Consider the following 20,340-nt stretch of genomic DNA (forward strand, 5'->3'; position numbering starts at 1 on the left):
AAAAAATAAAGCAAAACAAAAGCTTAGCTACATTGGCAGACCTGCCTTATAGCAGGCAGATGGAAATCAAAAATTTCCTCGCCTGCGGACTACGCTCAGCTAATTCACTTTTTTAATAAGTAGCCACAAATGAAAAAAAAATCCCCGTTTTTAATTCTTTTAAGTATCACTATTTTAATAGGATGCTCTAGTTCAGAAAATCAAGTAACTAATAGTCCTTCAGAAGGTACGGACAGCGTTGAAACACCTGAAAATAATGTGGTGCCAAATGAAGATATTAATGGTGATATGCGAGATATATCGCCTAAAGAATTTGTATTGGACATGGGTTCTGGTTGGAACTTGGGTAATACTTTAGATACTGAAGATGTAGATAAGACAGCATGGGGAAATCCTTTAACAAGCAAGGCAATGATTGATGAGGTTGCTGCAAAAGGATTTAAAACGTTACGATTACCCGTAACATGGAGATACCATACAGGTTCAGCGCCAGATTATATATTAGAATCGGATTGGTTAGATAGGGTAGAAAACATTGCAAATTTTGCTTTGAGTAATGACATGTATGTCATCATTAATATTCATCATGACGATGAATGGATTATACCTGTTTATGATAATGCACCGGCTGTAAAAGATAGATTGACAAAAACTTGGACACAGATAGCGAACAGGTTTAAACCGTATGGAGATTATGTGATTTTTGAAACCTTAAATGAGCCACGTCATGAAGGTTCTCCAGAAGAATGGGAGGGAGGTACTGCCGAGGGTCGAGATGTTGTAAACCAATACCATCAAGTAGGTGTTGATGCCATTCGTGCAACAGGAGGTAACAATGCAACTAGAAAGATTATGGTTTCTACTTATGCGGCAGGTACTGGAGACAATGTCTTAGAGGATTATCTAGTTCCTAATAATGACGAAAATGTAATTGTATCTATTCATAGTTATTCGCCTTATTTATTCTCTTTAGCGGGCACTGACCCAACTTGGGGTACAGATGAAGATAAGGCACAGTTAACACAAGAATTTAATACCATTAAAGATAAGTTCGAGACCGAAGGTAGGGCAGTAGTTATGGGGGAATGGGGTTCTACTTTTTCTGATAATGCAAGTGATCGTTTAGCACATGCAGAATATTATGCTGAGTTATGTGCTGAGCGCGGTATTTGTCCTATTTGGTGGGACAATGGTAACGCCAATGAATTTGGTCTTTTCAATAGAAACACATTAGAATGGGTTTACCCAGAAATTGCAGATGCTATTGTCAATGCTACGAGGTAATGGTTATGTTTAATTTTTCAATGAATTCAAAATTATATAAACAACTACTACATTTGGTTGATATTTATAATCAGGGATAAACAGTATGTAGAGCTCATTGATTTTTTGATTTATAAAATTGCAAAATCATTTTTTTTCTCTTCTTTTTGTTTTCAGTTACTTGCTATTATGATATTGAAGTTGAATTTTTTTAAGGATGATAAGTGATGTGAAAATCAGTAACGATATATAACACATAGGTATTCCTGGATCAGTTTTAGGGCATTCTGCATTACCTATAAACTGCATTACCGATGCCACTAAAGCAATTAGTGCTGCAATACCGGTAAATAAGAAATAAATGAGATTCCATTTTTTAAGCAAATGCGAAATAAAGGGAAGTATAAAACATATTAAGATGATTAAACAAGCAGGCACAGCCCCAAATTTGGGGCAGCCATCACCTGTTGTAAATTCTGTAATAACTAGACTACCCGCACCAAAAAGACCGAAGAGGAATAGTATATTTATAACCCAGAATAAAGTAGTACTAGCTTTCATTATTAGGGGTTATATGACAAGTGGGGCACTCTAGACCGCTAACCTTACTTTTTAGCTGTATACCTGTTAAATGGGTAACCACAAAATTTTGAATAAAGGCATGTTTACTACTGTGATTATTAACTTCAATCTGTAGATCTTTATATTTTTTACGAACTACGTTTCCATATTCTTGGTCACCCCAACAATTAGGACAAACACCTTCAGGAACTTTATCGAATTCGTCTGGTCTTTTATTGAAAATTCTTTTTAGAGATTCTATCATTTTTTTGCTTTCAAGGTTGTTACTTCAGTATCATTTGCCATTTGTAGATTACGTTCTTTGATAACATCTACAACCGAATTAATTTTAGGCGAAATAATCTCGTCTTTATTACCATTTGAATAGGCTACCGTTATTTTATTGATATGCTGAGTTTTGCCTAATCCAAAGTGAAGTAATGCAGTTTGATCACTCGCTAAACCTTCACCGGTTACCAGCCAATCGGTATAAGTTTCGTCTGGTGTAACAACGGTAACTTTAGCTCCCATAGCTTCTGCAGCATCTGCTAAATCTACTTGTACAAAATTGTTAGCATTTCCTTTATTGATAAAAGCATTTGAGGGACCGTCTATATTGGTCCAAATAAGGTCTAAATGTCCATCAGCATTAAAATCACTTACAAGTGCGGTTATACCATACAAAGGATTTTCAACACCACTTTCTGTTTCTGTTGGTACAAAAGTGTGGTCTTCTTTTTGAATCAATAATCGCCCAGGTAGTTTAAATATTTTACTGAAAGGAAAATCGACATAATTTTCTGCAACTATCAAATCTTGTAGTCCGTCATTATTCATGTCGGCAAAAGTGCATCCCCATGAAAACTCATAATCAGCAATTTTAGCCTCTTCTGCGGCATCGGTAAATTCAAAATTGCCCTCATTCTTAAACAGAATCCATTTATCATTAAAAAGGGATTTATCCTTAATGTCACCGCTTGCCATAAAATTTGGGGCAGTCGTACCAACATTAGAGAACATAAAATCTACCAAGCCGTCATTATTATAATCACCAACTGCAAGCCCCATAGGGTAAGCGAACTTACCAGTTAACGGATTCGATTTCATAGTAAAAGTCAAATCACCGTTATTTTTATATGTTCTAGCTTCGCCGGTATCATGAACTACAACAAGATCTAACCAAGAGTCATTGTCAATATCTACTAAAACCCCTTGAAAGGTGTTATGTATGTAGTCTAAGCCAGCAGCTTTCGTAATATTCTTAAAAGTATTATCACCGTTGTTTAATAATAACTCACTTGTAGAGCCATAATCATAGCGTTCAAAAATGTTTTGCCCCTCCATCAGTTCTTTGTGCAGGTAGGTAGCTAAGAAAATATCTAAATCTCCGTCCTTATCAATATCACCAAGGGTAATTCCTGCAGGAGATGATTTTTTATTTACAGGTGTATTAACGATTGTTTCTGTAAATGTTTTACCATCATTATAGTAAATACGAAGACCATCTTCGCGAGCAATAATAAGGTCAGTAAAGCCATTATTGTCCATATCTCCAGAAACAACTCCTAATGAAGTTGTGGTGTTGCCTTTTTTTGGTAAACCAACTTCTTCTGAAACTAGTACGAATTCATTATTTCGATATGCGTAAATGGCATCTTCTTGGCTCATTCCTCCACCAAAAAATACTTCATCGATGTTGTCATTATCAATATCAATAAGTGCTGAAGGCGCTAATGGAAGTGATTTTTCACCAGTGTATTTATGAACAAAGTCTAGGGGTACATTTGAAAATTCAGGTATTTTATCTGATTCAATACTAACATCGTATTTATCAGAAACAGAATCTCTCCAGAATCTGAAAAAGACTAAGATTATCATCATCAATAGGAGTGTACCTATTATTTTAAGTAGCTTTTTAATCATTATGTAAAGGTTTTATAAGAATATGTAGTTGGTATAGCGATAAGCTAAAAAGTATAAAATGAGTAATGTTCATAAGAATTGGTAAGGTATGTTGACCAATAGACGGGATTGCTAAACCAACAAGTGCCACCGCAATTAAGATAACAATTGGACTAAAAATTGCCATCCATTTTTTATAGTACGTACCGCCTTTAAGTATTGCAACAATGAAAACAATAGATAGCAGTGCAACTATAACCCTTAGTGCTTGCACTAATACTTCCATATGATTTGTATAATGCGCTAGCAGATCTTTATAAACTTCTGGGTTCATGGAATTTTTAAGGTGTACAATGTTACCTATAGAAGAGCGAGATCCAATCCATATGCCTCCAACGGCAAAGGCAATAAAGCCAATGGCGAGTACTAATCTGGCTAATGTTTCATTACCTGATCTTAACATTAGATATATATGAATGTACCCAGCAAAATAAAAGGGTAGACCAATGACCGCTAAAAAGTGACCCAAAGTCATATGCTCTAGGTCTACAAAGGCAAAGAATTCATAATTCTCTGAATGACCTAAAATATTAGTAGAGTAATGGAGTAAATATTCTCCCATACCTACTAGAATTGATCCGATTAATCCTAGATATCCTAGAAATTGAATGGTTTTGTTTGTACTCATTTGGTTGATTTAGAATCTTTGACGAAAAATTTTAACATTTCTTTCAATAAAAAGTAAAAAAATATTGAAGCGGGTATAATAGTTAAGCCCCAACCTACAAAACCACAGAGTAATTCATATGAAAGTGAACTTAGCGTATTCCAAAAACTAAGGTCATAACTTGCTTTTATTGCCTCAAAAGTTAATAGGGTATGTGCCGTTCCAAAAAGTGTTTCGCCGATATTGATAAAAGGAATAAAAAGAAGTGCCTTAATAGGCTCCACAACATAGCTCAATGCAATCATTATGGGTAGATTTAATTTGTACCTGACAGCAAGTGCAGTAAGAACTATTGTTGAAATACCAAAAATAGGAAACAGAGAAACAACTATTGCGACAGTAATACTTAATGACAATTGCTTAGGAGTAAGCCCTTGTTTAAAAAGTTCTTTGAACTTATTCCAAGTTTTTTTAATAAAATTCATTCCATAATTATATTCAGATGAGCTTTAAGTCGTAAAACGAACTCAAAACTTTTAATACAATTTTGAAAGTAGTATTAATTATATAGGAATCTTACTAAAGATTTTTGAGAAGTTACTACAGGCGACATTTGCAAATTATATAGTTTAATTCTGAAATTTAGAAGCATAATTTCATTTGGCAATCACAGCATATAAAAAACCAACTATTATAATTGCTGTAAAAGTATAGCCCACTAATTTACCAGTTACTTTAGAACCTTTAAATAGGGCAATTCCTAATTTAACAAGCATATTACTCATTACGGCGGTAACAATTACAGACGATGCTAATTTGATTTTTTCAGGGTCAGAAGCAAATTTTGCCAAACTAATAGTAATGGCATCGGTATCTGCTAACCCGGCAATTAAAGCAGAATAGTACAATCCACTTTCTCCAAAATATTGATTACTATAAAAAACAGCAAAGAGTATTACCACATAAATAACACCGAAACCAATGGCATTAAGAAGATTCATTGGGTTGCCAAGGTTGATATTCGTGTCAGGTTTATTGGTATCTTCTTTAATTAGAATTAAAGAAACTATAAGGCATATTACTGAAAACACAGCAAAGGGTATTGCTACATACATAAATAACGCACTATTGAATATATAAGTCAACAATGCGAGTCTGGGAAACATAATTGCCGATGCAATGATAATACCCGCAGCATATTTTCTAGACAATTCTGGAGATTCAACACTTCTAGATGCGTAGCTCCATGTAACTGCCGTGCTTGAAATGAGTCCGCCAAGAATTGCTGTTAATAGAATTCCTTTTTTAGAGCCTACAAATTTGACCAGAAAATAACCAATGAAGTTTAAGAAAGATACGATGACAATGATAGATCCAATCTCAAACGGATTAATCAATTCATTTGGGCCGTAATTCTTATTGGGTAAAAAAGGTAAAATCAATAAAGCGATAATAGAAAATTTTATCAATGCAAAAAGCTCGTCAGAAGTAATGTTTCTAATAACAGTATGAAAACGAGTCTTTAGCGAAAGTAAGGTCACAATAATTACTGCTGTAGCAACAGCATTTCTATAATATTCGGCAGATACCATTAAGCCTAATATTAGTGTAGCAATTAAAGCTATGTTGGTGGTAAAGCTACGTTCATATTCAACAATCTCTTTATATAAATGGTTGAAACCTAAAAAGAAAATGAAGGCACCTAAGCCAATAATTGGCAACCAGGTCGAGTAGGTTTCGGTAAGGCTACCCAAGGTAAAACCTAAAATAGCCACAATAGGGAAAGCGCGTATACCTGCAAACCCTTTATCTTCTTTTAAATTGTTATATTCTCGCTCAAGTCCGAGAATAAGACCTATGCCCAAACTAATAAGCACCCCTAAAATATAAGGGTCCAAAACTTTTATTATTTTATCAACTTCGTCCATTTACTTACCGTTTAAAATTGATCATTTCTGAAGATAGAAATGATAATATAAAAACCTAAAATAGCAGAAAGTACAAACCCAATAGCACCCAAAAGAGGTATACCATTTATTAACGGTGGCATTTTTGCCATTACCAATAATGACGATCCTATTGAAAGCGCAGCGATGATCACTGCGAAAACCAAACGGTTTACAGCCTTGCTCGTAGCAGTCTGAAACTCTTTAAGACCTTTGTGTTCGTGTATAATTTCTAACTTGCCATCTTTTATTTTTTTTACGATGGTGTTTATATCATCGGGTAGGGTTTCTGCTAAGGCATTGATATCTTTTATACGGTTTAGGTTCTTTTTAAACAGGTATTTTAAACTAAATCTCTTTCGTAAAATCTTTACTGTATACGGTTCTAGATTTTTGGTAATATTAAATTCGGGATCAAGTTTAAGACCGACACCTTCAATAAGAACAATACCTCTTATGAGCATGTATAGGTAATGCGGAATTATAATTTTATTCTCATATAACACAATTTTAAACTGCGATAAGGTATCGCCAAGTTTAATGTTTTGAATAGCAGTATTGCTAATACCTTCCAATAATTGATAAAGGTCTTGTTCTAGTTTTTTATAATCGGGTATGTTCGTTCTAATGGCGATTTTCTCTAGTAAAGTGATTATTTTTTTAACGTCTTTACTTAAAAAATAGAGTAATAAATCGTTTATAGATTCTTTTTCATTGGGTAGAATAGTACCCATCATTCCGAAATCTAAAAAACATATTTTTCCGCTTTCCGGAAGTATAAAAATGTTACCAGGATGCGGGTCTGCATGAAAAAAACCAAAATCTAATATTTGTTCTATATAAAGGTCCACCCCAATTTTTGCAACCGCTTTGGGGTCTATGTTATCTGCAATCAATGTGTCTACATTAGAAACCTTAATACCATCTATAAACTCCATACAAATAATCTTATCTGTAGAAAGTTCTTTATAGACTTCTGGAACATGAATAAACTCATTACCCGCAAAATTTTGGGCAAAACGTTCAGTATTGTCTATTTCCCTTGCAAACTGAAGTTCTTCTTTTATACTGCGTTCAAAAGATTCTATAATACGAATAGGTTGAAAAGCTTGTGCCTGTGAGCTATATTTCTCTAGACTATCTGCCACCTGTTTCATAACCATAAGGTCGGCTTCAATAATCTCGGTGATATTTGGTCTTTGAATTTTTAAAATTACCTCTTCGCCATTTATAAGCTGCGCTCGATGTACCTGTGCCAAAGATGCAGCAGCTAATGGCTCTAATTCAATTGTAGCAAAATACTTGAACTTTTCAATACCTAATTCTTCTTCAACAGTAGCTAATACATCAAAGTCTTTAAGCTTAGGTACATGATCTTGTAATTTTTCTAGCTCATCTATGAGCTCCAGCGGCAGCATATCTTCACGAGTACTAAAAATCTGCCCGAGTTTTATATAGGTAGGTCCTAATTCCTCTAACACCATTCTTATACGTTCATATTTAGAAAAGGAAAGATTTGTTTTCGTTTCCGGATGTTTTTCTAAATATTTCTTTGGAATTATTTTAAGAATGGGACTATGTGATAACACATCTTCAAAACCGTATTTAACCAGTACATTGAATAGGGTAGCGTACCGCTTTATTTCTTTTTGAGTTGGAATTCTTAATATGGCCATTTAGTATTGGTCTATTACGGTCTGTTGTTTTTATAAATATAAAGTAAGAACAAAAATTTATCCAAGCATTAGCGGAGTATTCTTTTACTGTTACTTAGAACTTTTATGCTCTTCAAGATAATGATTCAGCATTTGTTTTAAGCTTTCTAAATATTCTTGCATTACAACCTTGTCCATATGTGGGTGTTGACTAACAGGCAAGGTCATTGGGTTTTCATCCAATGAGCGATAAAGCTCTGGGTAGTTGGTTTCAATATCTGTAGTTAGCGCTGTAATTTCATTTAAAACTTTATGTAATTGCTTCATATCCTTGATTTTAATTATTTGACTTGTGGTAAAACTAATAATGGAATTTTTGTTTTAGCACTTAGATTTTTAATGATATTTTCTCTTAACAGTTGTTTGAAAAAGCCATGTTTGGTTTTCAAAATCACCATGGTGTCAATACGCTGGTTTTCCTTTTCAATTTGGTAAAGAGTGTACGCCACATTGTCTTGAAGTTCAATTTCAAAAAAATGATTTTTGACTTCTTTCAATTCACTTTTCAATAATTCTTTGTTCGCTTTTTGTTCATCGCTTAAAACTTCTTCGGTTTTAACATGCGCAATATTTAATGTAGTTTTTTTTAAGTTAACCATTTTTAAAAGAGGAGATAACTCTGCATTTGTAAACGTATGTTTATAATCGGTAGCAAAAACAATTTCTTTTGAACTATTGCTCTCATATTCTGGAGGAACAATAATTAAAGCCGAATTTTCTAGATGCTCAATTAAATCTAAAGCATTGCTGCCAATAAAGATCTGACTTATGTTAGAAGCACCTCTTGTACCAATAATAATAAAATCTGCATTGATGATTTTTTGAGATTGGTTCGTTAAATTCAAAACAGATTCCGTTTTCAAAATACCTTCAAAATAGAACTCTTTATCAGCATTTTGCAATTCTAAACTTTTAACCAAAAGGTCTAATTTTTTTTCAGTGGCAGATTTAGACATATCTGACGAAGGAGCATTATGGTAGCCATGAAGAATATAAAAGGTGCACGTCTCATTTTTAAAAAGATCAAGAGCGTAATCTATTGCCTTTAGCGCATTTAAAGAAAAATCTGTAGGAATAATAACTTTTTTCATAGTTGAAAAGCTTTGAGTTTTAATAGTGAATAGTTTGATTTTTATACCCTTGTAATACCTAATCTTCTTACCATTTCTTCGCCATCGATAACATGTTCGGTAATAGCAAATACTTCTTTACGGTTTGCTCTAAACTGCTTTACAAATAGTGTAAGGTCGTCTTCTAGCTGCTCATGTTCAGTTCTAAAGATGTGAGAATCGTAGGCAAAAGGGTTATCTATTAACTCAGCTAAATGATGTAGGTGCGTATCAATTTTTTTAACTAGTGTATCGCATTTTTTATCAGTATCAATAAGGCTTACTTCAATTTCTCTAACCATATCGATATTATCTTTCTTAGAAATCCACATAAAGTATTTATCTATTAGATGATGTAAAAACTTTAAGTCTTCATTGTAGAAAGCCAGATCTGATTTCCAATGCTCGGTCAATACATAGAGCGATTTCCAGTCTGCTTCATGAATATAATTGTCTTTTGGTCTATTTCTAAAATTGCTCATTTCTACACTTTTAAATTAAAGTATAAAGTTATTGGTCCAAGGGTTGAAAATTTATGACCAAAATCATGATTACAATAAAGTTAACTATCATTCGTGCGTATTTTAAGATAAATCATTCATATTTAAGATGACTTCCAATTTACGTGATGAAATTTAGTAGACATGATGCTAATCATGTTTTTTTGTTTTGATAGTCAATACTTTAGATAAAACATTGTAAACAATTATCTCGTGAAGACTATACTATATTGTACTGATTATTCTGAAAATTCTATAGCAGCATTAAGATATGCCTACCATATGTCTAAGCAAATGGAAACCCGTTTGGTCATTAGTCATGTATTTGATTACCCTACCATATTGGGTACAGATAATCTTGATGAACCTTTTCCACATCTAGACAAAACTGCACATAAATCACACAGATTTAAACTTGAAAAATTCTGCGATGAGCATTTGGGGAGTTCTTGGCAAGACCCTAATGTAGTATTAGAAGCATATGAAGATAAATCTGTTGTACAAGGTATCGTTTCAGTTGCAGTAGAATGGCATGCTTACCTAATTATACTTGGTATTAAAGGGGGCAGCGCCATTAGGGAAATGATAATGGGCAGTACTACTAGAAACTTATTAGAAAAATCTCCTTGTCCGGTATTGAGTATACCATCAGATGCTTCTTATATGCCTATTAAGAATATAGTCTATGCAACTGATTTTGAAGAAGAAGATATATATGCCATTCGTAAGTTGGTAGAAATGGCGAAACAGTTAAAAGCAGCTATAAAAGTGGTTCATATTTCTACTAAAGATGAATACCAGGGTGACATGCAGATGGAGTGGTTTAAAGAGATGCTCAATGAAAAAGTATCTTATGATCAAATTGATTTTGAATTATTGTTTACAGACGATGTATTTGAAACGCTTAGAATCTATCTAGGTGATACAAATGCGGATTTAGTGGTCATGTTAGAAAGGGAACATAAAGGAATTCTAAAAAATGTATTTCATAGAGATTTAGTTAAGAAAATGGAAGCTTACGGTAGGGTACCACTCTTAAGTTTTAGGGGATCAAATCATCAATTATTTTATTTCAAACAAGCACTTTAAATAGTTAATCATGGCAAGAAGAATTTATAGTATTATAATAGCGATTGCAGTAGGATTAGGTTTTTATTTGTTCACCATTAGAGACACACATTCAAAAGCATATTTAATTACAATTTCAGCAATCATTTTCACTTTGTTTAGCATGGGTATTCACGGTCTGCTAGCTCATTCTTTAAAACCAAAAGTTAAAGGAGATATTATAATTTACCCACTTCTTATGGGGGTTCTATGGGCTGTTTTGTTCTTTTTGTTTGTGTTTGTATTTCTGCCGATTCTTTGCCCGGATTTCTTGCTGCAGTTATAGTTAAAAGGTTTAATAAAGGTTGACTTAAATAGTGTAAATCAATATTTAAGCAAATTATGCTTGATATAGAATACCCATAGATAGTATAACCTTAAGATAAATTAAAACGCGCTATAGATTTGTCTTATGTAAATTTAATGTTAATTTTGTGTATATAAATAGTAAATAGAATAATGGTGGTAGAAAATAATAATAGTGTGTTAAATAATGAACAACCATTATCACAAGAAAGTACGGTGGTACAAGAGCAGGGTGTAACCATAGTTGATGCTATTGAAAATCTAGAAGCGGATTTAGATGCAGAGCTTACACCTGAAAATTTAAAAAAAGAGAAATCCAAGAAAAAATCTACTTCCAAAAAGAAGAAAGAAAAAAATAATAAGAGGAAATCAACTAAAATTAAACTAAGTAAAAAAATGAAAGCAGAGATTAAACAAGTTACAAAATCAGCTAAGAAGGTAGAAAGTCTAAAGAGCAAGTTGAAGAAAGCTAAAAAGAAAGACGCAAAGAAAAGTGAGATTAAAAAAATGAAAAGCAAGTTAAGCGCATCGGTCAAAAGACTGAAAAATAAAAAAGCAAAACTTAGAAAAGCTTTAAAATAATATAGAAAAAACCGAGATTTTCATCTCGGTTTTTTTATGCTCAGAAATAACCAACTTCATTATAATTTTAAGAGATTACTACTTTAATCTTCACGTGGTATATCTATAAAATTTTATAATGTTTATACCAAGATTCCTCTAGGTATGATTTTACTCATATAATACCACAAAGATTTTCTATTATTTTGAATTATAATAATCTATAATTCATGCGATATCTGAACCTTAGTGTACTATTTCTACTTTTTCTTTCCTGTGGAGAGAAACAAGAAAAGGTACTTCCGCAAAAATCTCAATTGATATCTTCGGTATATGCGTCTGCCACTATACAGCCAGATAGTATATACCAGGTTTATGCTGTTGTAGCCGGTATTTTAGACGATAATCTTGTAGAAGAAGGAGATTTGGTTAAGAAAGGAGACGCTATTTTACAGGTGAATAACCGCACTCCTAAATTAAATTCAGAAAACGCGTATTTGACCTTACAGCAGTCCAAAGAAAATTTTCAAGGAAATACTGCCATTTTAAAAAGTATTGAAGACGATATTTATGCTGCACAACTAAAATTCAATAATGATTCGGTAAATTTTGCTAGGCAGAAACGACTTTGGGATCAGAATATAGGATCGAAAGCAGAGTTTGATACTCAAAAGTTAGCCTATGAGCTTTCTAGAAATCAACTAAATCAACAAAGGTCTAGTTATGAAAGAACAAAAAATGATTTAGAGACTGCTTTACAGCAAGCTAAAAACAGTTATTCATCCTCAAAAATTATAGCAGAAGATTATACTATTAATAGTAAGATTAACGGTAAGGTTTATGCCTTGTTTAAAGAACCTGGTGAACTAATTAATACGCTAGAGCCATTAGGTGCAATAGGTAGCGCTACCGACTTTAAAATAGAAATGTTGATAGATGAGGTAGATATCATTAAAATTAAATTAGGTCAGAAAACATTGATAACCTTAGATGCGTACCCAATGGAAGTTTTTACGGCTACGGTGAGCAAAATATATCCTCAAAAAGATGAAACATCGCAAACATTCAAGGTAGAGGCATTATTTAAGAGTCCGACCAAGGTTTTATATCCCGGTCTTGCTGGCGAGGGTAATATTGTAATTTCAGAAAAAGAAAATGCACTTACCATACCTAGAGATTATTTAGTAGATGGAAATAAAGTAATAACAGAAGAGGGTACCGTAGCAGTAGAAGTAGGAGCTGAAAACTTAGAAAGGGTTGAAATTATTTCTGGTATTACAGAAAATGATGTGATTTTAAAACCAGTTCAATAATGAATTGGCCAGTTATACTAAATATCGCTAAAACACATCTTCTTACCAAGATGAAATCTACTGCAACGGCAGCATTAGGGGTTACATTTGGTATAGGTGCTTACATTACTATGGTAAGTTTTATGACCGGTCTAAACGATATGTTAGATGACTTGGTATTAAACCAAACACCACATATTCATTTGTATAATGAAATAGAACCCACTATTGATCAGCCAGTTTCGCTGTATGAGCAATTTAATAATGCTGTTCAAATGATCAGTTCTATAAAGCCGAAAAACGGACAAAAAAAGATTCATAATGCGCTTCCTATTTTAAATCATTTAAAGCAAATGAATGAGGTAAAAGGAGCAACTGCACAAGTACGCGCACAGATATTTTATTTATCGGGTTCTATAGAATTATCGGGTAATTTAATAGGTGTAGATATTATGGAAGAAACACGGCTTTCTAATATGCGCGATTATATTGTTGAGGGATCACCAGAAGCTTTGAATACTATGGATAACGGAATTTTACTAGGTTCTGGTCTTGCCAGTAAAATGTCATTGAAGATTGGTGATAGGGTACAGATAAGTACCGCCCAAGGAGCTGTATTTCCTTTGAAAATAGTAGGTATCTACCAGAGCGGAGTAGCTGATATAGATAACTCTCAAAGCTATTGTAACTTAAAAACCGTACAACGAATTTTAGGAGAGGCGCAAAACTATATCACAGATATTAATATAAAACTAAACAATATTGAAAATGCCCCAATATTGGCCAAGGGTTTCGAAAAACAATTTGATGTAACGGCGACCGATATTAATGAGGCAAACGCTCAGTTTGAGACCGGTACAAATATTCGTAATTTAATAACCTATGCGGTTTCAATAACTCTTTTGATAGTAGCAGGTTTTGGAATATATAATATTCTAAACATGCTTATTTATGAAAAAATGAAGGATATCGCCATTTTAAAAGCTACCGGTTTTTCAGGTAAGGATGTACAGTACATATTTATGAGTCAGGCAATGATTATTGGTATTGTGGGTGGCGTATTAGGTTTGGTTTTAGGTTTTATTCTGTCAGTTCTAATTGATGGAGTTCCTTTTAAAACGGAAGCCTTACCAACGATGACTACGTATCCTGTTCATTTTAGCGCTATGTATTATGTAATAGGTATTGTCTTTGCGTTAATATCAACTTTTATAGCAGGGTGGTTGCCTTCTATTAAAGCAAAACATATTGATCCTGTAAAAATTATAAGGGGTACTTAATAAAAAGTAAATGGACATTGTATTAGAAGCAAAAGATATAAATAAGCACTTTCATAAGCCTAAAGATTTTCATGTTTTAAAAGATATTTCCTTTAAAATATTTAATGGGGAATTTGCTTCTATAATGGGTAAATCTGGTTCAGGAAAATCTACGTTGTTGTATATTTTATCTACGATGGATACGGAGTATACTGGCGAATTATTATTGAACAACAAGTTAGTAACCGGTTTGTCTGCAACCGAATTATCACTTATCAGAAATGAAAACATAGGCTTCGTATTTCAGTTTCATTACTTATTATCTGAATTTACTGTGGTTGAAAATGTAATGTTACCTGCAAAAAAGTTAGCTCGTAAAAGCCACCAAGAGATTGAACACGATGCTATGCAGAAATTGAAAATGTTAGGTATAGAGTCTTTAGCATTGCAAAAAGCATCTCGAATTTCTGGAGGGGAAAAACAACGTGTAGCGATAGCTAGGGCGCTTATAAATAATCCGTCAATACTTATGGGTGACGAACCCACCGGAAATTTAGATAGTTACAACTCTGATAATGTTTTTAATATCTTCAAACAATTGAAGGAAGAAGAAGGCTTGTCATTACTTATTGTTACGCATGATGAGGACTTTGCCAAACGAACAGATTACATCATTCAAATGGAAGATGGCCATATTGTTGGTAAATCTAGTAACTTGTAACAAATCACATTTAAAATCTTTCAATTAAATAGCGCTAGAGTCTAAAGTGATTTCTAGAATACGAACCTTATGTGGACTTCAATTTTTATTGGTATTTATGTATTAATAGCATTGTCTATCGTGTTGTCTATTTTATTATACGGAGCAAAGCCTACTAAAAGTCTGGCTTGGCTTTTAACCATTTTTGCACTACCTGTGGGTGGTATTTTCCTTTATTTATTATTAGGTCGAAATAGAAGAAGGTACAAGCTTATTCAGAATCAAAAAGACTTGTTTAAAAAGTTACCTAAGCCAAATACAGAACAGATTAACGTTTTTGAGGGTAAGTATGGTAAATTAATGACGCTTAGTTATAAGAATTCTCATTTTCCGCCAACTTCAGGCAATGATTTAAAAATACTGAAAGACGGCAGAACAACTTTTGAAACTATATTTGAGGCCTTAGAAGGAGCAAAGGTTAGAATACATATTCAGTATTATATTTATGAAGACGGAGATCTAGCTAATAGGCTATTAGCTTTATTTGAAGAAAAAATAGCGCACGGTGTTGCGGTACGAATGATTTATGATGGTATTGGTAGTTTCTCATTAAGCAAGAAATACTTAAAGAAACTAATAGAAATTGGTGTAGAAGTATATTCTTTTCTACCATTTAAATTTGGTAGGTACTTTTATTCGTTGAATTTTAGAAACCATCGAAAAATAATCGTTGTAGATGGTAAAATTGCTTTTACAGGTGGTATTAATGTTTCTGATAAATATTTAAAAGGTCAAGTAGGTCTGGGTAAATGGCACGATATGCATTTAAGGCTTAAAGGTGCTTCAGCTACACAGTTAGATCAAGTTTTCATGACAGATTGGTATTTGGTAAGTACGCAATTACTAGAAACTATAAAACTACCACTGCCTGCTGAACCAGAATCTAATGCAAATGAGTTGGTACAAATAGTAGCTGGCGGACCTGACGATGATTTTCCTGTACTAGAGCAGACGTACTTTTCAATGATAAATATGGCCAAGAACTATATTTATATCACCAACCCATATATTATACCAGGGCAGGCATTGGTAAGAGCGCTACAGACTGCAGCGTTGAGTGGAGTAGATGTTAGGTTGCTTGTATCAGAAAAGGCAGATAACCAAGTGGTAAGTTGGTCGGTACATTCTTATTTTGAGCTATTCTTAAAAGCAGGTATTAAGATATATCTTTTCCCAGACGGCTTTCTACATAGTAAAATAATGGTGAGCGACGATGCCATATCTTCTATAGGTACGGCAAATTTAGATGACCGAAGCTTTGAGCAAAATTATGAGGTAAATGCTATTATGTATCACAAACAAATTGCCAAGCAATTGAAAGAAGATTTTCTAAACGACTGTCTTATTAGTAATGAATTAACTTATGATGAATATATCAAAAGATCTTGGAGCCAAAAGCTGAAAGAAGGTGTCGGTAAAGTACTGAGTCCGTTGTTTTAGAATTACTTATTCAACTTGAGAAGTAAATACCAAATCTTGATCTTCCATAGCAACAATAATCATTTTCACGTAATCTTTAATCGCTTTTTTGATGTCGTCAGGCTCTGTAATTTCGATGATTCCCCTCCAAATCATAGCTCTTTCTTTACCTTCGCAAATACAATATAGAGTCGTCTCTGCGTGGTAAATTGTATATTTTTCGTAGTAGTTGTCGTCGTAATAAATACCTTGGTGCTCTAAATAATCATCATTAAATCGAGACTGGTGATCATCCCATCTAGAGATAGATTTTACAAAGCTTTCACGATTTTCAGATCCTATTATTTTAGTAAGTAAAATGGCATCAAAATCTTTGTCTAAAAGGCTTTGTTCGACATCGTCTAGTTCTTTATCGGTCTTGCGAGAATCGGTCAGCGAAAGGTCAAAAATATCTACACTACGCCATGCTTCTACATCTCTACTAGTAAATTCTTTTTGAAGTTTGCTTTCAAAGTCTTCTCGAGTATCATCATTTTGCGCCATGCCTACGATTAAAACTTTGTTGGCATTGAATATTACGATATCTGGGTTTTTCCAGTTTTCTACTAAACTAATAGAAGAACAACCCATTAACATCAATGATAATATTACAATTAACTTTTTCATAAGGCAGGTGTATTTATTACTAATATTTTTCGAAGATACTATATAGTAAATGCACTAGATATGACGATTGTCAGTCCATAAACATAACAAACCATTAATAATGCCTGTTATATCAGTAAATCTATCGTTTCTTCTAACTTGGGTATAAGACAGTTCCACCCTTTGGTATCTCTTATTTTTACTTTAAAAGCATCTAAAGCACCTGGTTCTCCATGTATTAAGAAAACATTTTCTGGGGTGTTTTTAATACCATCAATAAAATGAAGAAGCTCAGCTTGGTCTGCATGTGCAGAAAGGCTTTCAATAAAATGAATACTAGCTTTAACAGGGTAGTATTTTCCGAATAACTTAAGCTCATGCGTACCCTCTAACAATTGTCTACCTCGTGTACCTTCTGCTTGGTAACCGACTAACAAAACTCTAGTCTTTGGCTCATCTATTAATTGTTTTAAATAGGTGAGTACACGACCTCCTGTAACCATACCACTACCTGCAATGACAATTTTAGGTCTTGGGTCATCTATAGTTTTCCAGGTATCTGCGTATGATGATGTAATGGTAAAGTGATTGCACATGGCATTGAAATCGCTTTGGTTAAGCTTGTGCCAATCTGTATATTGTTCAAATACATCTAGAACATTACTGCCCATTGGGCTATCTATAAAAATGGGTATGTTGGGTATTTTATTTTTTTTATATAAATCCCAAAACAAAAACATGAGCAATTGTAATCTTTCAACGGCAAAAGAAGGTATGATCAGCGTACCACGGTCATTAATGGTTTTTTTAACCAAATCACTTAAAATTTCAGTGATGTTTTCTTTAGGATGTAGTTTGTTGCCATAGGTACTTTCTAAAAATAAATAGTCTGCCCATTCGGGTCTTTCTGGAGGCATTAATAACTCATCGTTCAACCTACCTACATCGCCAGAGAAGACGAACATTTTTCCGAATATCTCCAATTCAATAAACGTAGAACCAATGATATGACCGTTATATCTGTATTTAAAGCGAATGTTTTCTGAAAGCTGAATCCATTCATTTCTTTTTCTTCCGGAGAATAATTTAATGGTTTTTTCAGCTTCTAAAATATTATAAAAAGGAAGCGCTTTCGGGTGTTTAGAAAAGCCTTCTTCATTTGCCTTTTTCGCTTGCTCTTCTTGTATTTTAGCACTGTCCAATAAAATAACACGAGCAACGGATAAGGTAGGGTAGGTACCTATGATGTCTCCTTTAAAACCTTCTTTTACCAATCGTGGTAAGTAGCCAGTGTGGTCTAGGTGACCATGTGTTAATAATACGACATCTACATTACTGGCATCGATAGTTAAGGGCTCCCAGTTTTTTTTACGTAACTCTTTAAGACCTTGAAACATGCCACAATCTATCATGATGTTCAGTTCGGGAGTTTCTAAATAAAACTTAGAACCGGTAACCGTACCAGAAGCGCCTAAAAATTTAATGCTAACTTTTTTCATACTATTAAGCTTTACAGAGTTGTGAGATTTCGTCTAATATTTTTGATTTTCGTTCGTTAGAAATACCAAGGTGATCCAAGTAAAATTTGTCTTTTACGAGTTGCCTGCACAGAACTACATTCCTGCTTAATAGAAATTGTTTTTCTCGTTTAGATAACAAGCTAGAAACCGTAATAGGGTAGAGACCAAGCCGATCAATTCTGTCTTTTAGTCCGTCGTCTTTTGGAAAATCCCAACTTAAAAGATAGAGGTCTGCACATTTACCGTAGGTTAAGGCATCTTGCGTGAACCTAGTATTGGTAACTACCCAGCCTTTATTTAATGGTTTGTTATTTTTGTTTGTAACCCAATGTGCTTTTACATCATTATATCTAGAATGTATGTATAGCGGAATTTTAACGTTACAATTACGACCTTCTTCATTATGAAATTTACACTCTATAAGAGTAGCCGTATCATTTTTTTCGGCAATAACATCTATTTCATGAGTAACGCAGGCACCATTTACTACGATGTCTACTTCAACTTCATAACCTGAATATTGCAATATTGCGGCTATAAAACGTTCAAAGGGAAAACCAGTCGGTCCCAATTCATAGATAGCCTTCTTGAGTTTGTATTTAGAGGCAAATACAGATTTGTTCTTTTTTAGCAACGAATACGCTCTATTGTAGATTTCATTAGAGGTAATGCCTTCGAATAGCTCATCATATACTTTACTAACAATTTCTTCTACTAGTTCATGATTTGCACCACTATGCTTAAGAGAGTTACGAAGTTTGTCTAACGAGAACTTCATTTTCTGCCCAGAAGATTTTATAATGTCAATAGATTCTTTAGTGTCCATATTACTTTTTTAAATTAACATTAAGCGGTGGTACCTCTAGTAATTGTAATGTAGTAGAAGCTAGAGTTACTTTACCATTTGTATTAGAAATCGCTTTTTCAATATGTTGAAATAGCGTGTGTTTTGTATTTCTTCTTCTTTTATAATCTGTTATATATCTTAGATTTAATTGTACCCAATTATCGGTAAGGTTCATGGCTATCGTGGGTTCGATCGTTGCATCTTCTATATAATAATGAGCTACCATTTGTTGCCATTTGGTTTTTGATTTTTCAGTATAATCAGATAAAAATTCGGTAGCCGTATTCAACATTATTGTTTTGGCAAGTTCAGCATCAGAACCATAGGTGATGAGAATGTTCAGTTCATCCCAAACGAAAGGAAAATCCATTGAATAATTCTTTATCGGACCTTTAAAAACAAAAGCATTACTGATTTTTACAATTCTACCCGAATAGTTGTCACTGCTAACCCATTCTCCCATTTCCATAATGGTGGTGTAAATACTGTCAATATCAATAACATCACCTTTTATATTATTAATCTCAATACGGTCACCAGGTTTATAAACACGCACGAAAAAGATATAAAAAGAGCCTGCAATACTTAATATCAGTTCTTGTAAGGTGAAGGTAATACCAGCAGTAAATAAGCCAATTATTATGGTGTAATCTTTTATGCTGTCGACAGTAAATGCCATTAGAACTAAGAAAATTATAAGTACATAACCAACAATTTCTACACCTTTTTGTGCTTTGTATCTAATAGAAATATCTTCAATTCTCTTTTTAAGAGTTTTTCTTACAAAGCTGATAATGAAAACTATAAAGAGTATCCACGCAATTAACTTAAGCATTTTAATTAGCGTTGTATTCTCTAATAAACTCGAAAATGTATCCATATAGATTATTTAAAAAAACCGCCAATGAAGCGAATTCTTTGACGGTTTAACTTTAGACATCAACCAACCAAAGATGTCTAA

Annotated in this window: 22 protein-coding genes; 8 read left to right on the plus strand and 14 right to left on the minus strand. The window is 33.4% G+C overall.

Translation table 11 applies throughout. The features are described 5' to 3' along the window. The first annotated feature begins 129 nt into the window (after positions 1-129). Positions 130-1,284: a glycoside hydrolase family 5 protein gene (locus ACJJVT_RS02735; protein WP_405396257.1), complete on the plus strand. Its 1,155-nt coding sequence runs from the start codon at positions 130-132 to the stop codon at positions 1,282-1,284. A gap of 156 nt (positions 1,285-1,440) precedes the next feature. Here the strand turns inward: ACJJVT_RS02735 and ACJJVT_RS02740 are convergent, their stop codons facing one another. The 10 genes from ACJJVT_RS02740 to ACJJVT_RS02785 all read right to left on the minus strand — a co-directional run bounded on the left by ACJJVT_RS02740 (position 1,441) and on the right by ACJJVT_RS02785 (position 9,645). Then, a complete protein-coding gene (locus ACJJVT_RS02740) occupies positions 1,441-1,824 on the minus strand; it encodes a hypothetical protein (RefSeq protein WP_405396259.1) in 384 nt (127 codons plus the stop codon). Continuing rightward, positions 1,814-2,089, minus strand: a complete 276-nt coding sequence (locus ACJJVT_RS02745; protein WP_405396261.1) for a hypothetical protein — start codon at positions 2,087-2,089, stop codon at positions 1,814-1,816. The genes ACJJVT_RS02740 and ACJJVT_RS02745 overlap by 11 nt, the downstream gene beginning before the upstream one ends. Further along, positions 2,086-3,747: a CRTAC1 family protein gene (locus tag ACJJVT_RS02750; RefSeq protein WP_405396264.1), complete on the minus strand. Its 1,662-nt coding sequence runs from the start codon at positions 3,745-3,747 to the stop codon at positions 2,086-2,088. The genes ACJJVT_RS02745 and ACJJVT_RS02750 overlap by 4 nt, the downstream gene beginning before the upstream one ends. Continuing rightward, the gene (locus ACJJVT_RS02755) at positions 3,740-4,414 is read right to left on the minus strand and encodes a DUF6796 family protein (protein WP_405396267.1); all 675 of its coding nucleotides are present in this window, start codon (positions 4,412-4,414) and stop codon (positions 3,740-3,742) included. Before ACJJVT_RS02755 ends, ACJJVT_RS02750 begins: the two co-directional genes overlap by 8 nt. After that, positions 4,411-4,878 carry a DUF2062 domain-containing protein gene (locus ACJJVT_RS02760; RefSeq protein ID WP_405396270.1) on the minus strand — a complete coding sequence of 156 codons (468 nt, stop codon included), beginning with the start codon at positions 4,876-4,878 and terminating at the stop codon, positions 4,411-4,413. Before ACJJVT_RS02760 ends, ACJJVT_RS02755 begins: the two co-directional genes overlap by 4 nt. Positions 4,879-5,049: 171 nt before the next feature. Beyond that, entirely contained in the window at positions 5,050-6,321 is a 1,272-nt protein-coding gene (locus tag ACJJVT_RS02765; RefSeq protein WP_405396273.1) for an MgtC/SapB family protein, read from the minus strand. Positions 6,322-6,332: 11 nt separating this feature from the next. Further along, positions 6,333-8,015 carry an ABC1 kinase family protein gene (locus ACJJVT_RS02770; protein WP_405396276.1) on the minus strand — a complete coding sequence of 561 codons (1,683 nt, stop codon included), beginning with the start codon at positions 8,013-8,015 and terminating at the stop codon, positions 6,333-6,335. 90 nt (positions 8,016-8,105) lie between these two features. Next, positions 8,106-8,321: a hypothetical protein gene (locus ACJJVT_RS02775; RefSeq protein ID WP_405396279.1), complete on the minus strand. Its 216-nt coding sequence runs from the start codon at positions 8,319-8,321 to the stop codon at positions 8,106-8,108. Positions 8,322-8,335: 14 nt separating this feature from the next. Then, entirely contained in the window at positions 8,336-9,145 is an 810-nt protein-coding gene (locus ACJJVT_RS02780; protein WP_405396281.1) for a universal stress protein, read from the minus strand. 41 nt (positions 9,146-9,186) lie between these two features. Beyond that, on the minus strand, positions 9,187-9,645 hold the full coding sequence (locus ACJJVT_RS02785; RefSeq protein WP_405396283.1) for a hypothetical protein: 459 nt from the start codon (positions 9,643-9,645) through the stop codon (positions 9,187-9,189). Between the two features lie 231 nt (positions 9,646-9,876). Between ACJJVT_RS02785 and ACJJVT_RS02790 the strand changes: the two genes are divergently transcribed. The 7 genes from ACJJVT_RS02790 (at position 9,877) to cls (ending at position 16,388) form a co-directional block, all read left to right on the plus strand. Then, a complete protein-coding gene (locus ACJJVT_RS02790; protein WP_405396285.1) occupies positions 9,877-10,752 on the plus strand; it encodes a universal stress protein in 876 nt (291 codons plus the stop codon). A 10-nt stretch (positions 10,753-10,762) separates the two neighbouring features. Then, complete coding sequence (locus ACJJVT_RS02795; RefSeq protein WP_405396287.1) at positions 10,763-11,056, plus strand: hypothetical protein; 294 nt, start codon at positions 10,763-10,765, stop codon at positions 11,054-11,056. Between the two features lie 173 nt (positions 11,057-11,229). Next, on the plus strand, positions 11,230-11,658 hold the full coding sequence (locus ACJJVT_RS02800) for a hypothetical protein (protein WP_405396289.1): 429 nt from the start codon (positions 11,230-11,232) through the stop codon (positions 11,656-11,658). A 209-nt stretch (positions 11,659-11,867) separates the two neighbouring features. Further along, the gene (locus tag ACJJVT_RS02805) at positions 11,868-12,950 is read left to right on the plus strand and encodes an efflux RND transporter periplasmic adaptor subunit (RefSeq protein WP_405396291.1); all 1,083 of its coding nucleotides are present in this window, start codon (positions 11,868-11,870) and stop codon (positions 12,948-12,950) included. Then, positions 12,947-14,209: an ABC transporter permease gene (locus ACJJVT_RS02810; RefSeq protein ID WP_405396646.1), complete on the plus strand. Its 1,263-nt coding sequence runs from the start codon at positions 12,947-12,949 to the stop codon at positions 14,207-14,209. Before ACJJVT_RS02805 ends, ACJJVT_RS02810 begins: the two co-directional genes overlap by 4 nt. Positions 14,210-14,219: 10 nt before the next feature. Next, positions 14,220-14,909 (plus strand): ABC transporter ATP-binding protein, encoded by a 690-nt coding sequence (locus tag ACJJVT_RS02815; protein ID WP_405396294.1) that lies wholly within the window; start codon positions 14,220-14,222, stop codon positions 14,907-14,909. 69 nt (positions 14,910-14,978) lie between these two features. Further along, a complete protein-coding gene (cls, locus tag ACJJVT_RS02820; RefSeq protein ID WP_405396295.1) occupies positions 14,979-16,388 on the plus strand; it encodes a cardiolipin synthase in 1,410 nt (469 codons plus the stop codon). A gap of 6 nt (positions 16,389-16,394) precedes the next feature. On the opposite strand, the gene ACJJVT_RS02825 is transcribed toward cls, so the two are convergent. The 4 genes from ACJJVT_RS02825 to ACJJVT_RS02840 all read right to left on the minus strand — a co-directional run bounded on the left by ACJJVT_RS02825 (position 16,395) and on the right by ACJJVT_RS02840 (position 20,259). Then, positions 16,395-17,033, minus strand: a complete 639-nt coding sequence (locus ACJJVT_RS02825) for a hypothetical protein (protein WP_133688572.1) — start codon at positions 17,031-17,033, stop codon at positions 16,395-16,397. A 107-nt stretch (positions 17,034-17,140) separates the two neighbouring features. After that, positions 17,141-18,511 (minus strand): MBL fold metallo-hydrolase RNA specificity domain-containing protein, encoded by a 1,371-nt coding sequence (locus ACJJVT_RS02830; RefSeq protein ID WP_405396297.1) that lies wholly within the window; start codon positions 18,509-18,511, stop codon positions 17,141-17,143. 4 nt (positions 18,512-18,515) lie between these two features. Further along, positions 18,516-19,358: an ATP cone domain-containing protein gene (locus tag ACJJVT_RS02835; RefSeq protein ID WP_405396298.1), complete on the minus strand. Its 843-nt coding sequence runs from the start codon at positions 19,356-19,358 to the stop codon at positions 18,516-18,518. A gap of 1 nt (position 19,359) precedes the next feature. Next, entirely contained in the window at positions 19,360-20,259 is a 900-nt protein-coding gene (locus ACJJVT_RS02840; RefSeq protein ID WP_405396300.1) for a mechanosensitive ion channel family protein, read from the minus strand. Positions 20,260-20,340 lie beyond the last annotated feature (81 nt).

Source organism: Maribacter sp. Asnod2-G09, from assembly GCF_045063795.1.
Taxonomy (GTDB): Bacteria; Bacteroidota; Bacteroidia; order Flavobacteriales; family Flavobacteriaceae; genus Maribacter.

What these genes read in the sequence shown, in the direction of transcription:
- ACJJVT_RS02735 (WP_405396257.1), top strand. Translation starts at nt 130, where the DNA reads ATGAAAAAAAAATCCCCGTTTTTAATTCTTTTAAGTATCACTATTTTA.
- ACJJVT_RS02740 (WP_405396259.1), bottom strand. Translation starts at nt 1,824, where the DNA reads ATGAAAGCTAGTACTACTTTATTCTGGGTTATAAATATACTATTCCTC.
- ACJJVT_RS02745 (WP_405396261.1), bottom strand. Translation starts at nt 2,089, where the DNA reads ATGATAGAATCTCTAAAAAGAATTTTCAATAAAAGACCAGACGAATTC.
- ACJJVT_RS02750 (WP_405396264.1), bottom strand. Translation starts at nt 3,747, where the DNA reads ATGATTAAAAAGCTACTTAAAATAATAGGTACACTCCTATTGATGATG.
- ACJJVT_RS02755 (WP_405396267.1), bottom strand. Translation starts at nt 4,414, where the DNA reads ATGAGTACAAACAAAACCATTCAATTTCTAGGATATCTAGGATTAATC.
- ACJJVT_RS02760 (WP_405396270.1), bottom strand. Translation starts at nt 4,878, where the DNA reads ATGAATTTTATTAAAAAAACTTGGAATAAGTTCAAAGAACTTTTTAAA.
- ACJJVT_RS02765 (WP_405396273.1), bottom strand. Translation starts at nt 6,321, where the DNA reads ATGGACGAAGTTGATAAAATAATAAAAGTTTTGGACCCTTATATTTTA.
- ACJJVT_RS02770 (WP_405396276.1), bottom strand. Translation starts at nt 8,015, where the DNA reads ATGGCCATATTAAGAATTCCAACTCAAAAAGAAATAAAGCGGTACGCT.
- ACJJVT_RS02775 (WP_405396279.1), bottom strand. Translation starts at nt 8,321, where the DNA reads ATGAAGCAATTACATAAAGTTTTAAATGAAATTACAGCGCTAACTACA.
- ACJJVT_RS02780 (WP_405396281.1), bottom strand. Translation starts at nt 9,145, where the DNA reads ATGAAAAAAGTTATTATTCCTACAGATTTTTCTTTAAATGCGCTAAAG.
- ACJJVT_RS02785 (WP_405396283.1), bottom strand. Translation starts at nt 9,645, where the DNA reads ATGAGCAATTTTAGAAATAGACCAAAAGACAATTATATTCATGAAGCA.
- ACJJVT_RS02795 (WP_405396287.1), top strand. Translation starts at nt 10,763, where the DNA reads ATGGCAAGAAGAATTTATAGTATTATAATAGCGATTGCAGTAGGATTA.
- ACJJVT_RS02800 (WP_405396289.1), top strand. Translation starts at nt 11,230, where the DNA reads ATGGTGGTAGAAAATAATAATAGTGTGTTAAATAATGAACAACCATTA.
- ACJJVT_RS02805 (WP_405396291.1), top strand. Translation starts at nt 11,868, where the DNA reads ATGCGATATCTGAACCTTAGTGTACTATTTCTACTTTTTCTTTCCTGT.
- ACJJVT_RS02815 (WP_405396294.1), top strand. Translation starts at nt 14,220, where the DNA reads ATGGACATTGTATTAGAAGCAAAAGATATAAATAAGCACTTTCATAAG.
- cls (WP_405396295.1), top strand. Translation starts at nt 14,979, where the DNA reads ATGTGGACTTCAATTTTTATTGGTATTTATGTATTAATAGCATTGTCT.
- ACJJVT_RS02825 (WP_133688572.1), bottom strand. Translation starts at nt 17,033, where the DNA reads ATGAAAAAGTTAATTGTAATATTATCATTGATGTTAATGGGTTGTTCT.
- ACJJVT_RS02830 (WP_405396297.1), bottom strand. Translation starts at nt 18,511, where the DNA reads ATGAAAAAAGTTAGCATTAAATTTTTAGGCGCTTCTGGTACGGTTACC.
- ACJJVT_RS02835 (WP_405396298.1), bottom strand. Translation starts at nt 19,358, where the DNA reads ATGGACACTAAAGAATCTATTGACATTATAAAATCTTCTGGGCAGAAA.
- ACJJVT_RS02840 (WP_405396300.1), bottom strand. Translation starts at nt 20,259, where the DNA reads ATGGATACATTTTCGAGTTTATTAGAGAATACAACGCTAATTAAAATG.